Source organism: Corallococcus sicarius, assembly GCF_003611735.1.
Taxonomy (GTDB): domain Bacteria; phylum Myxococcota; class Myxococcia; order Myxococcales; family Myxococcaceae; genus Corallococcus; species Corallococcus sicarius.
The window spans coordinates 1-13,147 of sequence record NZ_RAWG01000274.1; the positions used below are offsets into that span (position 1 = coordinate 1).

Here is a 13,147-nt window from a genome sequence, read left to right on the forward strand (position 1 = left end):
CTCGTCCACGCTGGCCGACTTGCGCGCGCGCGCCCGGATGAGCTTCTCGCCCACCTGCGCCCGCAGCTGCGCCCACTCCTCCGGCGTGAAGCCGCCCGGCAGCTCCTTCCCGCCGATGGAGCCCTCCCCCGGGCGCCGAAGCGCTGGTGAACCTGGACTGGATTCCCCTGCCCAGGTCGCGCGACCTGTGGAAGGTGGAGCTCGCGGTGCTGGGGATGATGTCCATCATCGCGGTGCTGCTGGGGCTCCAGGTGCTGGACGTCTTCGCCCCCACCTGGGGCGGCTCCGGCGCGTGGATGACGGCCTTCCTCTGGGGCTTCGGCCTGCACCAGGTGGGCAACGCCACCTTCGACGGCCTGTGGGGCATGGTGTCGAAGATGGACACGAAGTAGCGCGGCTCAGGCCTGCTTGCCGCGGACGGCGCGCGCGGCCAGCCGGTCCACCAGCCCGGGGGCCACCAGTTTGAGCACCTGTCCCACGCGGCCGGTGAGCGTCATCACCACCTCGCGCTGCCGGCGCTCCATGGCGCGCAGGATGAGGGCCACGCAGGTGTCCACGTCCATGGTGGCGCCCTGCTCGTCGCGGGGGCTCGTCCCCAGGGGCCGGCCCTCCGCGCCCAGCGCGTGCGCGCGGATCTCCGTGGCCACGAAGCCCGGCGACACCACGAGCACGTCCGTGCCGGTGTCCAGCAGCTCGATGCGCAGCGAGTCGAAGAAGCCCTGCATGGCGTGCTTGCTGGCGGCGTACCCCGTGCGCGTGGGCACGCCCGTCTTGCCCGTCAGCGAGGAGATGGCGACGAGCAGCCCCTTGCGCGCCTTGATGTGAGGCAGCGCGTGGAAGGTGCAGTGCACCGCGCCCAGGTAGTTGACGCGCATCAGCCGCTCGAAGAGACCCAGGTCTTTCACGTCCTCGAATCTCGCGTGCATGGTGATGCCCGCGTTGTTGACGAGCACGTCCACGCCGCCGAACGCCGCCACCGCGCGCTCCACCAGCAGGCGGCACGCCTCCGGGTCACCCACGTCGGTGGGCACCGCGAGCGCCCTGCCGCCCGCGGCCTCGCACCGGGCCTGCACGCGCTCCAGCGCTCGCGCATCGCGCGCCGCCAGCGTCACGCTCGCGCCCCGGGCCGCCAGGGCCACCGCCAGCGCCTCGCCGATGCCCGCCGAGGCACCGGTGACAATCACGGACTTTCCTTGCATGGGCCGCATCCTCGCAGGCGCGTTCCTGGCGCGTCGAGGGCTTGCATCCCCTTCTCCACGCGATGCACTCAGCCGTGGACGCCGAGGACGCGCTCCGCGAAGTAGAGGCCGGCGATGAGGAGCAGGCCGCACAGGAAGCCGCCCACGCGCTGGCGCGAGTCCGGGCCCCGGCGCAGCTCCGGCAGCAGGTCCACCGCGCCGATGTAGAGGAACGAGCCCGCGGCGATGGCCAGCACGGTGCCCTGGAGCGAGGGCAGGTGCCGCGTGCCCAGCAGCACCGCTGCGGCGCCGACCATGGCGGTGAGCTGCACGCCACCCAGCGCGACGAGGGAGCGGGCCCGGGACCAGCCCGCGGCGCGCAGCAGGGCGTAGTCCCCCACCTCCTGCGGCAGCTCATGGACGATGACGGCGAGCGCGGTGGCGAAGCCTGCGTTGGGAGACACGAGGAAGGCGGCGGCGACGGCCGCCCCGTCGCCCACGTTGTGCAGCGCGTCCGACGCGAGCAGCGCCGCGGGCAGGGTGGGCGCGCCATGCGTGTGGGTATGGCCGTGGGCATGGCCGTGCGCGTGCGCCTGTCCGGCGGCGGTGTCGGCGGGGTGGTGATGGCCCAGGGCCCACTCCAGGAGGGCGAGCGTGACGAAGCTGCCCAGGGCCCACTGGAAGGCGGTGTCGCCGATGGCTTCCACCGCCTCCGGAAGCACCTCCAGGAACACGGCGGCCAGGAGGGTGCCCGCGGCGAAGGCCACCAGCGCGGGCAGGTGCCGCCGCAACCAACGTTCGGACAGCGCGCCGCCCGCGAGTCCGGCCAGGCCGTCCAGCCCCACGGCGATGAAGACGAGCAGGACGGTCTGGGAGTCCATCACCCGGCCATCAGCCACGCGAGCAGGGTCTGGGCGCTGTCCACGTGGACGAAGTGGCCCGCCTCCGGGAGCACGGCCACGGGGCAGCCAGCGGCCTCCATGCGTCGCGCGCTCTCCTCCGGCACGTACCGGCTGCGGCCACCCCGGATGCAGCGCACGGGCGGGTGTACGGGGCGCTCCACGGCGGGCCAGAGGTCCTCGCCGTTGACGCGCTTGTGGAGGCGGAAGAGGGCGTCGCGGTCGAAGCGCCAGCGCACGCCGTCGCCGTCGGGCTCCAGGTTCATCAGCAGCCAGTCCGACAGGCCCTCCGACAGGCCCCGGCCGGTGAGGTCCGCGCGCAGGGCCCGGCGGTTGTCGGCGCGGGGCGGGGCCTGGAGGAGGATGTCCAGGACGTAGCCGCTCTCCGACAGGTCCAGCGGCACCGGCCCCGGGGCGATGTCCAGCAGCGTGAGGCGCTTCACGCGCTCCGGGGCGTGGAGGCTCGCGGCGAGCGACACGCGGCCTCCCAGCGAGTGGCCCACCCAGTCCACGGCGCCGGTGAAGCCCTGGGCGTCCAGCGTGTCCACGACGTCGCGGGCGAGCGTGGACAGGTCCGCGTCCGGGGGCAGGGCGGGGGACTGGCCGTGGCCGGTGAGGTCGGGCAGGAGGATGCGGCGGCGCGGGTCCGCCTGGGTCCAGGCGACGGCGAGCGAGCGCAGGTTGCGACCGCTGCCGAGGAAGCCGTGCAGCAACACCGTGGACACGTCACCCGTGCCCACCTGAAAGCTTTCGAGCACCATGTCACCACCGCCTTTTCGCGTGCCTTGACCGGAGGCCTGCCGTGCCGCTTCATACCGCGAACCCCCTTTCCGTCGAGGTGAACCGGTGCCTTCCGTCTCCTTGTTGTTGCTGACGCTCGCAGCGAACCCCGCCGCGCCAGCCGCCCCGGCCCCGGCCGACCCCAAGGTGGCGGTGTCCACGGTGCTGGATGACTGGCACCGCGCGGCGGCGGCGGCGAACGAGGCGCGCTACTTCTCCCTCTTCACGCCGGACGCCGTGTTCATGGGCACCGACGGAACGGAGCGCTGGACGGTGACGCAATTCCAGGCGTGGGCGAAGCCGTACTTCACGAAGGGCAAGGCGTGGAGCTTCAAGTCGGTGTCGCGCAACGTGTTCTTCTCGAAGGATGGCCAGACGGCCTGGTTCGACGAGGCCTTGGACACGCCCAACCTGGGGCCCGCGCGCGGCAGCGGCGTGCTGGTGAAGGAGGCGGCCGGGTGGCGCATCGCCCAGTACAACCTCTCCGTCCCCATCCCCAATGACTTGATGGGCGAGGTGACGAACCGCATCGCCACCTACGCCAAGACGAAGCCCGCGACGCCCACCACCGCTCCGGTGGCCCCGGTGGCTCCGGCGAAGTCAGCGCCCGCGCCCAAGCCCTGAGTCTGGCCTGACCGTCCGGGTGGCTGTGTTTGCGCCCCCTCGAGGACGGGTAGAGTGCGCGGAACATGCGTCTTCTCTCAGGGCTCGCGCTCCTCCTGCCCGTCCTCGCCTCCTGCGACCTTCCGGTTCCGGAAGAAGCCTCTCCCCGTCCCACGCTGGCACACGCCGCGGCGCCGCTCGCCGGAGGCGTGGGCCTGCCCGTCCTGCTCGGGGACTACCGCACGAGCAACGTCTACTCCCAGGACTATGCCCAGCTCCTCGGCGTGGTGGGCGGGAAGACGGTCTTCCGGAACGCCGACGGCAACGGCTACGAGCCCTGGGTGACGGACGGCACCCCGGAGGGCACGCACCCGCTGGGTGACTTCAATCCGGGCCCGGCGAGCGGCACCGGGTTCAACAAGGCGGTGCCCTTCGGCTCGCGGTTGATGCTGCCGCTCCATGACGGCGTGCATGGCCTCAAGTGGTGGGTGACGGATGGCACCGCTGAAGGCACGCATCGCGTCGACGGCATGGCGGAACCGACGCTCACCGTGACCCCTGCCGCGGTGGTGATGAAGGATGTCTTCTATTTCATCGCCGATGACGGCGCCTCGGCCTGGGAGCTGTGGCGCTCGGATGGCACGGACGCCGGCACCTGGAAGCTCGCGGAGAGCCCGTTCGGGCAATACAACTACCACGAGGTCGACTCCCTCGAAGTGGTGGGGGATGCGCTCTACTTCAGCTCCAGCAACAAGCTCTACCGCTCCGACGGCACGTCCCAGGGGACGGGCCTCGTCTACGCGGTGAATGACAGCCAGCACTTCCTGGAATTGAACCTCTTCGTGCGCGCCGGGCGGCTGTATTTCAACGCGGGCTACAGCGGCAACTGGTCGCTGTGGACCAGCGATGGCACCGGGCCCGGCACGCGCCGCCTCGGCAGCCCCTACCACCACCTCCTGGGCGTGGATGGCGACCGCATCTTCTACGAAAACATCAGCGGCTCCGGCCCCACCTGGACGCATTCCCTGTACGTCGTGCACGGCGCCGAGGACTCCACGATCCTGCTCAAGCGGGGGACCTCGAACGGGACCTCGCCCTACGCGCGGCTCCTGGGGAAGGTCGGCGAGCAGCTCCTCTTCGGGTGGCACGCCTCCGCCGAGGGCATGGCGCTGTGGCGCACGGACGGCACGCCCGCGGGCACGGTGCTGGTGAAGGACCTCGTTCCGGGCGCCGTCTCCTCGTCGCCCCTGTGGGGCGCGGTATTGGGCGACCACGTCTATTTCATCGCGGACACGGACACCGGCTCCGCGCTGTGGCGGACGGATGGGACGGCGGACGGCACGGTGGAGGTGAAGGCCTTCGCCGCGAAGCTGCCCGCCGGGACGGACCTGCGGAAGGTGGGCTCGGCGCTCGTGTTCATCGCGGACGATGGCGTGACGGGCGCGGAGCCCTGGGGCAGCGATGGCACGGCGGACGGCACGCTCCCGCTCGGGGACCTGAACCCCGGCGCGGCGGGCTCCGCGTTGTCGGAGCTGGTGGTGACCGGGGCCCGGCTGCACTTCCTGGCCACGGTGGCGGGCAAGAAGGAGGTCTGGGCGACGGACGGGACGGTCGCGGGGACGCGGCGGGTGAGGGCGGTGGACCCCACGCTGCACCTGGACTTCTGCGTCGACCCGCTCGGCCGTTTGTTCTTCAGCGCGATGGAAGACAACCAGGCCCGGCTCTGGCTCAGTGATGGCACCGTCACCGACCTGCCGCCGGTCCAGGTGATGCCGGTGCACAATGGCAACTCAAACCCGGGGGAGTTCCTCTCCGTGGGCGCGACGGCGTACTTCGTCCCGAACCAGGACAGCTCGCAGGGGGGCCGCATCTTCCGGACGGATGGAACCCCCGCGGGGACCCGCGAGGTCATTCCGTTGCCGGGTGCGAGCTCCTACGGAGGAGGCCCTTCGGGGCTCACGCTGTTCAACGGCAAGCTCTGGTTCAAGAGCGACTCCCGCCTGTATGTCGGTGACCCCGAGACGGGCACCGCCACCGGCATGGAGATGTGGGAGCAGTCCCTGTATGACTTCAAGCCCGTGGGGACGAGGCTGGTGGGCCTCTGGCGGGAGAGTCCGTACTCCCAGCTGTGGACGCACACCGGGAGCGCGACGGGCTCTACGGTGTTCGCCTCGCACTACGACAATTCCTCCACGGTCCTCCCGCGGCTGTTCCCCGTGGGCGACTCGCTGCTGTACGCGTACGCGAATAGCTCGACGGGGTACTGGGAGGTGCGGCGGACGAATATAACCTCCTCCGGCACCGTCCGGGTCGCGCAGCTGACGGCGCGGCCGGAGTCCTTCACCAGCACGGGCAACCTCGCCTTCTTCGTGGCGGGGGGCATGCTCAATCGCACGGACGCCACGGCGGCCGGCACCGTGGCGCTGACGGCGACGCAGGGGCGCGCGCCCGAGAGCCTCCAGGCGGCAGGGGGGCTCCTCTTCTTCACCGCGACGGAGGCGGGCGTCGGACGCGAGCCGTGGGTGTCGGACGGCACGCAGGCGGGAACGCACCGCATCACCGACTTCCAGCCAGGTGCCGGGCCGAGCACGTTGGTCGCGGCGGCCCTTCACCACGGCACGCCGTACCTGCTCTTGCGCAACTGGGAGGGGACCTTCCTGGTGCGGACGGATGGCACCGAGGCGGGCACGGTGAAGGTCGCCGAGGCGCCGGGCGCGACGTGGCTCGTCTCACGGGGCGGCGCGCTGCTGTTCAATGGGGCGGACCGCGCCTCCGGCCAGGAGCCGCGCGTGTACCTGCCGGGTACCAGCGCGGCCACGCTGTTGGGGGACGCGAATCCGGGGCCTGTCGGCTCAGCCCCGGGCGTGCCCGTGTTCGCGGGGAGCCGGCTGGTGTTCGCCGCGACGACGGCGACGGAGGGGCGTGAGGCCTTCGCGGTCGAGGTGGACACGACGCCGCCCACGGTGTCGCATGCCCTGTCAGGGACGCTGGGGCGCGGTGGCTTCTACCGGAGTGATGTCTCGGTGAGCTTCACCGTCAATGACAGTGAGTCCGGCACGGCGATGGGCACCCTGGGCTGCGAGCCGGTGACGGTGACGAGCGATACCCCGGGGCAGGCCCTCACCTGCACCGCGTCCTCCATCGGGGGCGTCACGACCCGGACGGTGACCGTGCGGCGCGACCTGACGCCGCCCCAGGTGACGTGCCCACAGGACCTCATCGTCACCCAGGGCGCCACGCCTGCCTATGGTGTGACGGCGATGGATGCCATTGACGCCGCTCCCGTCATCACCGTGACGCCCGCCTCCGTGCTCCCGGTGGGCCAGCACGTCGTCCAGGCCGAGGCGATGGATGCGGCGGGCAACAGCGCCACCTGTCAGTTCCAGGTGACGGTGCTCGCGCGGGTCGAAGTGGATGCGGGCACCGGCACGGATGCGGGCACCGACGCAGGCACGGGCACGGATGCAGGCACGAGCACGGATGCGGGAGTCATTCCCGATGCGGGCACGGCCCCGGATGCCGGCACGGGTGGAAACGGGACGCCTCCGCCGGGAGGCGTGGACCCCGGGCCTTCGGATTCCGGCTGCGGGTGCTCGGGTTCAGGTTCCGGCACGGCGGCGAGCCTCCCCCTGCTCCTGCTCGCGCTCGTGGGGTTCTCTCGGCGGCGGCGGGCTCAGCCCCAGTGAAACAGCAAGGAGGCTCCGGGAATCACGGAGACCTCCTTGTTCGCACGCAGCTCCTTCCCGGCGAGGAGCCACAGGTCCAGGGACCAGTGCCGGCCCATGACCCGCCCGCCCGCCGTCGTGAAGGCGAACCTGTCGCTGACGCCAGCGATGGGTGACAGCCCGGCCTCCCCCGCGAGGCCCCAGTGCTCCCCCAGGCGGACGAAGCCCCCCAGCGTGGGCATCACCATCGGCCTTGCGGAGTCTCCCTTCCAGCCCCAGGTGATGAGGGGCTGGACCGCGAGCGACACATGGCCGTCGCCCGTCCCGTAGGTGAGGATGCCGGAGGCCGCGACGCCACGGAGGTCCCCCTTTCCTGGAAGGTCGCTGTTGACGATGCCGCCCTGCGCGCCGAACGCCAGGTGCAGCCGCTCCGTCAGCGGAAGCGTCCACTTGAAGCCCGCCATGAGGGTGAAGTGGATCTTCGAGTCGCTCGCGATCAGCGTGACGGGAAGGATCGAGGCCGCGTTCAGCGACAAGCGCTCGCTGAGCCCCACCTCCGCGGTGGTGATGAAGATGGCCTGCTGACCGATGAAGCCCTCTCCCGCATGCAGCGGGAGCGCGGAGGGACTGAAGATGCTGCGTGAGCGGGTGGGGTTCTCGAACCAGCCCTGGGACGACGCCTCGGGCGGCTCGGTGACGGGCTCCCCGGCCCGGGCGGAAGACACCGGCAGGGCCAGGCACAGCATGAACAGACAGATGAAGCGCGGCATCGTCACGTCCCCCTCGTGGTGGTGCACTGCATACGCAACCACCATGCCGGGCAGGCTGCCGTCGGGAGGAAATGGGGCTTCGCGCCGCCGTGAGCCGTTGAGTCCTGACACGCGCGTCATGGCGCCACGGATTTGCGGCAGGGGGCCCACGCCCTGCCCTTTGGACGTGGCCGGGCAGGGAGGCCTCTAACAGGTCGGTCTCTCGACCTTCGGTGGGGGCGCCCCATCTTCCCTCCATGGAACTCCTGGTGGTCCCCCTCCAGCCCCGCTTCGAGCGACTCCTCACGCAGGAACTCCAGCGGATGGCGAAGACGATGACGCGTGAGGAGCTCATCCAGCACCGGCTGGATCAGTTGTATGCCTGGGAAGAGGTGGTGGACCCCGTCACGCGCCGCTTCTTCCGCGCGGCCACGCGGGCCTGGACCCGCGAGGAGCTGGAGGCGCTCGTCGCGGCCACCGTGCGCGCGTACCTGCCCGAACAGGAGGCGGTCCACTGATGCCCTATCCCAACCTTGGCAACTTCGCGGACCAGCTCGAACTCGAAGGCTCCAGCACGGCCATCGACCTGTTCGACTTCGGCAATCCCTATCTTCCCTCCAGCCCCGAGGAGGAACTGGAGCGGCAGCTCGACGAGATGCTCCGGCGGCTGCTCGAAGAGGGCGTCAGCCCCTAGCAAGGAGACCCCATGCCCCCGACGCCTGAGCAGGAGCGGGTGGAAGCCATTGAAGAGCTGCTGGACGAACACCGGCTGCTGATCAACGAGCAGCTCGCGGTGCTCTCCTGGCAGGAGCGGGGCGAGGGCCTCATGAGTGGGCTGGCCGCGCGGGCGAAGACGCCCGAGGCGAGGACGGCGGCCACGCGAATCTCCCTGGCGCTGGTGGCGTATCAGGCCTTCAGCCGCCGCCTGCTCCTCACCTGGCGCCATCACGAACAGGGGCTGCGCGAGCGGCTGGAGACACTCACGCCGGGGGCACGATGAGCTTCGAGTCCTTCCCGGTCGCGGGCGCCACGCTGCTGAGCAATGCGGACTACCTGCCCTTCGCGCTGGAGCAGTTCGAGCGGGCCCGCAAGCGGCTGTGGGTCTCGGTCTTCATCATCGACCCCCGGGTGCTGAAGGATCCGCTGCGCTCGGTGCGCGGGCTGGTGGAACACCTGTGCCGGGCGCAGTGGCGGAACGTGGACGTGCGGGTGTTGGTGGGCGTGTCGGACACGCCGGAGATCCACATCGCCAACACCACGTCGGCGCTCTACCTGAAGGACCGGGGACTGCCGGTGCGCCACTTCCACTCCGCGCATCACGTGAGCACCCACAGCAAGTTCGTGCTCGTGGACGACCTGCTGCTGGTGGGCAGCCACAACTGGACGCATGCGGCCTTCCACCTGGGCGAGGAGGACTCGCTGGCCGTGCGCTCGTCGGAGCTGGCGGTGGGGCTGGGACAGCAGTTCGAACAGCTCTGGGCCGGGGGCGTGCAGGTGGAGGAGGGGTCGCATGCGCGCTGAGTGGTTCGAACCCATGGTGCGAAGCTGGTCCGCGCAGGTGCGGTGGGAGCCGCCGGAGCTGGCGCAGGCCGCGAAGCTGTTGATGGAGCTCAGCCGGGCGCATGGCGGTGCCATCGCCGAAGACGAGGCGCTGAGCGAGGAGGAGGCGCGCGCGTTCGCCCTGAGGCGGGCCGGTGAGGTGCTCCAGCGAAGGGTGAATCACTACGCACGCGCGGTGGAGGAGGGCGCCGCGAGGCCGCGCTTCAGCGCTCCGTCGCGGGAGTCGGGGAGCCGCGGCCCGGCGCTGCCCTTCGTGACGCCGTGCCAATGGAAGGAGGCCCTGGATGTGAATGAAGCCAGCGCCGAGGAGCTCGAGGCCCTGCCGGGGCTCGGCCGGGTGCTGGCGGCACGCATCGTGGACCACCGCCGCGAACACGGCCCCTTCCTCGCGGTGGAGGAGCTGGTGCGGGTGGAGGGCCTGGGGGCGCAGGGGGTGGAGCAGCTCCGGGCGCGGGTGACCGTGGGAGGGCCCCGGCCGGTGTTCCGGAGCGAGGCGCTGGAGGCGTTCGTCCGGGAGCCTTCCTTCGAGCGGTACGTGCAGTGGATGGCGCGCGGCGAGGGCTCATTCCTGTGGCGCCTGGGGCAGGGAGGGGGGCCGGCGAAGCAGGTGCTGGTGGAGCTGGAGGACTGCCTCCGGGACGTGCGGGAGCACCCGTATGGCGTGGCGCGGCGCCTGGGCTTCACGCGGGCCAGCGCGGTGCGGGCCGAGCGGGAGCGTCGCGAGCGGGCGCATCTCCTCGATGAGAGCACCACCGGCCCGGCGCGGGCGGGAGTGCTGCTGCGGCACGGCGCGTATCCGGAGTTCGTGGCGAAGGTGCTCGCGGGGGCGGAGCATTCGGTGCGGCTGGTCCTCTTCTTCTTCCGGTACGTGGACGCGCGCTATCCCACGCAGGCCCTGCTCCAGCAGCTCATCGCGGCGCACGAGCGCGGGGTGGACGTCCAGGTCATCCTGGATCGGGATGCGGAGGGGGATGTCTACAACTCCCGCCTCATCAACCTCCCGGCGTACCAGGCGCTGAAGGCGAAGCAGGTGCCCGTGCGCTACGACACGGTGGCGCGGCTCACGCACTCCAAGGGGCTGCTGGTGGATGGCAGGCACCTGGTGATGGGCAGCCACAACTGGACGCTGAGCGCCTTCACCCGCTACGACGAGACGAGCGTGTACCTGGATTCAGAGGAGCTGGGGACGCGGTTCGACGCGCGCTTCCAGGCGCTCTGGAAGGATGCGGCCCGTGGGGAATCAACGAGGTCGCGGGCTGCTGACGCGCCGGAGGCCACGCTCCGCCCCGGGTGACGGCGGGCGGTCCACCCGCCGTCGCTCAGTAGTTGAACTGGAGCTGGACGCGCGTCACGTGTCCCTGCTCCTGGACGTAGGGGTAGCGCGACGAGGTGCGGTCCGCGATGAGGTAGGCGCCCGTCAGCTCCAGGGCCTTGAGCAGCTGCCACTCCACGCCCAGCTCCAGCTCGCGCACGTCGTAGCGGGGGGCGTTGGTCTCGAACTTCTTGCCGCCCTTGTAGAGGGTGCCGCGCACGTAGGGGATGACCGAGACGCCGAGCACGTTGTCCAGCTTGTACATGAGCTGGGCGTAGCCGCCGCTCAGGTTGCGGCTGTCGATGCGGAACTGCTCGTCCGGCCCCTCGCCCAGGGACGGCCCGCGGCCCACGTTGTACTCGGCCATGAAGCCCAGCGGCTGGGGGTAGATCATCAGGCTGACGATGGCGCGCGCGTCCACCATGTCGCTGCCCCGCGCGGCGGCGTAGGGCGCACCCTCACGCGGCGTGGCGCTGAGGTTGTAGCGGCCGTAGTAGCCGCCCGCGCCGACCTCCACGAACTGCGAGCCGAACAGGAAGGGCCAGGTGACGCGGGCCACCGCGTGCGGGGTGTTGTTCTTCTCCGGGCGGTTCGCCGTCTGGCCGTTGTAGACGCCCAGGCCCACCACGCCGTAGTCGCCGGAGCCCTTCAGTCCGCTGTCGACCAGGTGCTTGAAGCGGGCGCGGATTTCGGCGGGCGCCCAGTAGAAGAACACGCCCAGGTCCCGCTCGTCCTTCAGCGCGCTGTTGACGGCGTCGTTGCGATCCAACGCGAGCCGGTTCTGGCTGGACTGGAGGTTCTCGAAGCCGAAGGGCACCTTCGACTGGCCCACGCGGAAGCGGAACTCCTTCTTCGAGTCGAGCGAGATGTCCGCGTACCAGTCCCGCATGATGGCGACGTGGTACTGGTCCCCGATGACGGAGGCGAAGTCCGGCTGCAGGTAGATGGACACGCGCTCGTGGACGTCGCCGAAGAAGATGAGGCGCGCGCGGCGGATGCCGAAGCCGTTGTCCTTGCCCAGGAACCGGTCGCCCTGGTCGTTGATGAGCGCGTCGTTCTCCCGGAAGCTGGGCAGCCGGTTGTAGCGGATCTGCGTGTAGCCCCGCAGGCGGATGGTCTCGTACCAGGGCTTGTCCTTCTTCTTCTCCGGCTCCCCCTCCTTGGGCGGAGCCGCGGGCGCGGCGGCGGGAGGCACGGGCTCCGCGGGTGTGGCCGGAGCCGCGGGTGCGGCAGGCTCGGTGGGTTCGGCCACGGGCGCGGGAGGAGCCTCCTCCTGCTGGGCCTGGACGACGGGCGCCAGCAGGAGCGTGGTGCTGGAGAGCAGGGCCTGGAGGACGTTGCGGTAGGTCGTGGTGGAGGGCATGACGGGTCGGGCAAGTCGGTGGCGCGGTGCGCGCCGGGCCTGGACGTTGCCCCGTCGTTACCCGACTGAATCGGGTCCGGCAACGCACCCACGGGGGTTGTTGCAGGACCGTCACAGGGGCCTTCTGCGTGTCACATTGCTGCCCACCGCACGTCACAGAATCGTATCGGAGGCCCTCCGGATGCCGCGGGGGCGCGGAGCGTCAGCGCCTCACCGGAAGGGGCCCGTCACCTCGAAGGTGATGCCCCCGCTGCTGGAGCCCGTGGTGCCGCGTTGTGAGCTGAAGTACAGCCGCTTCCCATCCGGGCTGAAGGCCGGGCCGGTGATCTCCGACGCGGAGTGCCCCACCAGTCGGAGGAACGGTGCCACCACCCGGTCTGGGGTGATGAGGCAGATCTCCAGGTTGCCGCCGTCCTCGGCCACGTAGAGGTCGCCCGAGCGCGACACCGTCACGTTGTCCACGCCCGTCAGGGGCGAACCCGGGTAGAGGTTGTCGTCGTAGATGAGCTCCAGCCTCGACGTGGCTGGCGTGTAGGCCCAGACGCGGTTGTCGCCCTTGGTGGTGAAGTAGACGCAGCCGCTGTCGTACCAGCAGCCCTCTCCGCCGTTGAACACGGTGGACTGGGAGGCATTGGACTGCTGCGACGCCGGCTGCGACGCGGACACCGTCACCCAGCTCACCGTGGCGCCGGTGAGCGGATCCCCCGTCACCTTCGCCACGGCCAGCGTGCCCGTGCCCAGCGCGGGCCAGGCGGAGGGCGTGAAGCGGTAGAAGCGCCCGCTGGTGCTGTCCTCGGTGAGGTAGAGCCGCCGGTCCACCGGGTCCACCGCCACGGCCTCGTGCGCGAAGGTGCCCAGCGCCGGACGCACCGTGCCCTGCGAGGCGCTCATCGGGTTGCACTCCCACACACGGCCGCCGCTGTACTCCTCGCAGGACAACCACGTCCCCCACGGCGTGGGCCCACCCGCGCAGTTGCTCCGGGTGCTGGACAGGATGCGGTACGCCCCCCGCATCCTGTCCAGCACCCGGAGCAACTG

General features: G+C 70.9%; 14 protein-coding genes. 8 read left to right on the forward strand and 6 right to left on the reverse strand.

Annotation, left to right across the window (positions count from 1 at the left end; translation table 11 throughout):
* The first annotated feature begins 146 nt into the window (after positions 1–146).
* Positions 147–392, forward strand: coding sequence for a hypothetical protein (locus tag D7X12_RS31555; protein ID WP_120628953.1), 246 nt, complete (start codon positions 147–149; stop codon positions 390–392).
* Positions 393–398: 6 nt separating this feature from the next.
* On the opposite strand, the gene D7X12_RS31560 is transcribed toward D7X12_RS31555, so the two are convergent.
* From D7X12_RS31560 to D7X12_RS31570, 3 genes are read right to left on the reverse strand one after another with little or no spacing between them, the layout of a single operon-like run.
* Positions 399–1,208 (reverse strand): SDR family oxidoreductase, encoded by an 810-nt coding sequence (locus D7X12_RS31560; protein ID WP_120628954.1) that lies wholly within the window; start codon positions 1,206–1,208, stop codon positions 399–401.
* A 59-nt stretch (positions 1,209–1,267) separates the two neighbouring features.
* On the reverse strand, positions 1,268–2,059 hold the full coding sequence (locus D7X12_RS31565; RefSeq protein WP_120628955.1) for a ZIP family metal transporter: 792 nt from the start codon (positions 2,057–2,059) through the stop codon (positions 1,268–1,270).
* Positions 2,059–2,838 carry an alpha/beta fold hydrolase gene (locus tag D7X12_RS31570; protein ID WP_120628956.1) on the reverse strand — a complete coding sequence of 260 codons (780 nt, stop codon included), beginning with the start codon at positions 2,836–2,838 and terminating at the stop codon, positions 2,059–2,061. Before D7X12_RS31570 ends, D7X12_RS31565 begins: the two co-directional genes overlap by 1 nt.
* 85 nt (positions 2,839–2,923) lie before the next feature.
* Here D7X12_RS31570 and D7X12_RS31575 point away from each other — a divergent pair, with 85 nt between their 5' ends.
* Together D7X12_RS31575 and D7X12_RS31580 are read left to right on the forward strand one after the other, a co-directional pair.
* On the forward strand, positions 2,924–3,481 hold the full coding sequence (locus tag D7X12_RS31575) for a nuclear transport factor 2 family protein (protein ID WP_120628957.1): 558 nt from the start codon (positions 2,924–2,926) through the stop codon (positions 3,479–3,481).
* 65 nt (positions 3,482–3,546) lie between these two features.
* A complete protein-coding gene (locus D7X12_RS31580; protein ID WP_120628958.1) occupies positions 3,547–7,146 on the forward strand; it encodes an HYR domain-containing protein in 3,600 nt (1,199 codons plus the stop codon).
* Here the strand turns inward: D7X12_RS31580 and D7X12_RS31585 are convergent.
* Positions 7,134–8,015 carry a hypothetical protein gene (locus tag D7X12_RS31585; protein WP_244224896.1) on the reverse strand — a complete coding sequence of 294 codons (882 nt, stop codon included), beginning with the start codon at positions 8,013–8,015 and terminating at the stop codon, positions 7,134–7,136. The two genes, D7X12_RS31580 and D7X12_RS31585, sit on opposite strands and share 13 nt — an antisense overlap.
* A gap of 116 nt (positions 8,016–8,131) precedes the next feature.
* Here D7X12_RS31585 and D7X12_RS31590 point away from each other — a divergent pair, with 116 nt between their 5' ends.
* Genes D7X12_RS31590 through D7X12_RS31605 form a run of 5 tightly spaced genes read left to right on the forward strand, consistent with a single transcriptional unit; the run spans position 8,132 to position 10,728 of the window.
* Positions 8,132–8,392, forward strand: a complete 261-nt coding sequence (locus D7X12_RS31590; RefSeq protein WP_147443859.1) for a hypothetical protein — start codon at positions 8,132–8,134, stop codon at positions 8,390–8,392.
* Positions 8,392–8,568: a hypothetical protein gene (locus tag D7X12_RS43095; protein WP_158620156.1), complete on the forward strand. Its 177-nt coding sequence runs from the start codon at positions 8,392–8,394 to the stop codon at positions 8,566–8,568. Before D7X12_RS31590 ends, D7X12_RS43095 begins: the two co-directional genes overlap by 1 nt.
* Positions 8,569–8,580: 12 nt before the next feature.
* Positions 8,581–8,874 (forward strand): hypothetical protein, encoded by a 294-nt coding sequence (locus tag D7X12_RS31595; protein ID WP_120628961.1) that lies wholly within the window; start codon positions 8,581–8,583, stop codon positions 8,872–8,874.
* Entirely contained in the window at positions 8,871–9,395 is a 525-nt protein-coding gene (locus D7X12_RS31600; RefSeq protein ID WP_120628962.1) for a phospholipase D family protein, read from the forward strand. Before D7X12_RS31595 ends, D7X12_RS31600 begins: the two co-directional genes overlap by 4 nt.
* Positions 9,385–10,728 (forward strand): phospholipase D-like domain-containing protein, encoded by a 1,344-nt coding sequence (locus tag D7X12_RS31605; protein WP_158620157.1) that lies wholly within the window; start codon positions 9,385–9,387, stop codon positions 10,726–10,728. Before D7X12_RS31600 ends, D7X12_RS31605 begins: the two co-directional genes overlap by 11 nt.
* Before the next feature lie 25 nt (positions 10,729–10,753).
* Here D7X12_RS31605 and D7X12_RS31610 read toward each other — a convergent pair whose 3' ends face one another.
* Together D7X12_RS31610 and D7X12_RS31615 are read right to left on the reverse strand one after the other, a co-directional pair.
* The gene (locus D7X12_RS31610; protein WP_120628964.1) at positions 10,754–12,109 is read right to left on the reverse strand and encodes a porin; all 1,356 of its coding nucleotides are present in this window, start codon (positions 12,107–12,109) and stop codon (positions 10,754–10,756) included.
* A 210-nt stretch (positions 12,110–12,319) separates the two neighbouring features.
* Positions 12,320–13,147 (reverse strand): alkaline phosphatase PhoX (locus D7X12_RS31615; RefSeq protein ID WP_120628965.1); only part of this gene is annotated, 828 nt, incomplete at its 5' end.

Coding starts and splice junctions, on each gene's coding strand:
- D7X12_RS31585 (WP_244224896.1), bottom strand. CDS start 8,015: ATGACGCGCGTGTCAGGACTCAACGGCTCACGGCGGCGCGAAGCCCCA.
- D7X12_RS31560 (WP_120628954.1), bottom strand. CDS start 1,208: ATGCGGCCCATGCAAGGAAAGTCCGTGATTGTCACCGGTGCCTCGGCG.
- D7X12_RS31590 (WP_147443859.1), top strand. CDS start 8,132: ATGGAACTCCTGGTGGTCCCCCTCCAGCCCCGCTTCGAGCGACTCCTC.
- D7X12_RS31610 (WP_120628964.1), bottom strand. CDS start 12,109: ATGCCCTCCACCACGACCTACCGCAACGTCCTCCAGGCCCTGCTCTCC.
- D7X12_RS31600 (WP_120628962.1), top strand. CDS start 8,871: ATGAGCTTCGAGTCCTTCCCGGTCGCGGGCGCCACGCTGCTGAGCAAT.
- D7X12_RS31565 (WP_120628955.1), bottom strand. CDS start 2,059: ATGGACTCCCAGACCGTCCTGCTCGTCTTCATCGCCGTGGGGCTGGAC.
- D7X12_RS31605 (WP_158620157.1), top strand. CDS start 9,385: ATGCGCGCTGAGTGGTTCGAACCCATGGTGCGAAGCTGGTCCGCGCAG.
- D7X12_RS31595 (WP_120628961.1), top strand. CDS start 8,581: ATGCCCCCGACGCCTGAGCAGGAGCGGGTGGAAGCCATTGAAGAGCTG.
- D7X12_RS43095 (WP_158620156.1), top strand. CDS start 8,392: ATGCCCTATCCCAACCTTGGCAACTTCGCGGACCAGCTCGAACTCGAA.
- D7X12_RS31580 (WP_120628958.1), top strand. CDS start 3,547: ATGCGTCTTCTCTCAGGGCTCGCGCTCCTCCTGCCCGTCCTCGCCTCC.
- D7X12_RS31570 (WP_120628956.1), bottom strand. CDS start 2,838: ATGGTGCTCGAAAGCTTTCAGGTGGGCACGGGTGACGTGTCCACGGTG.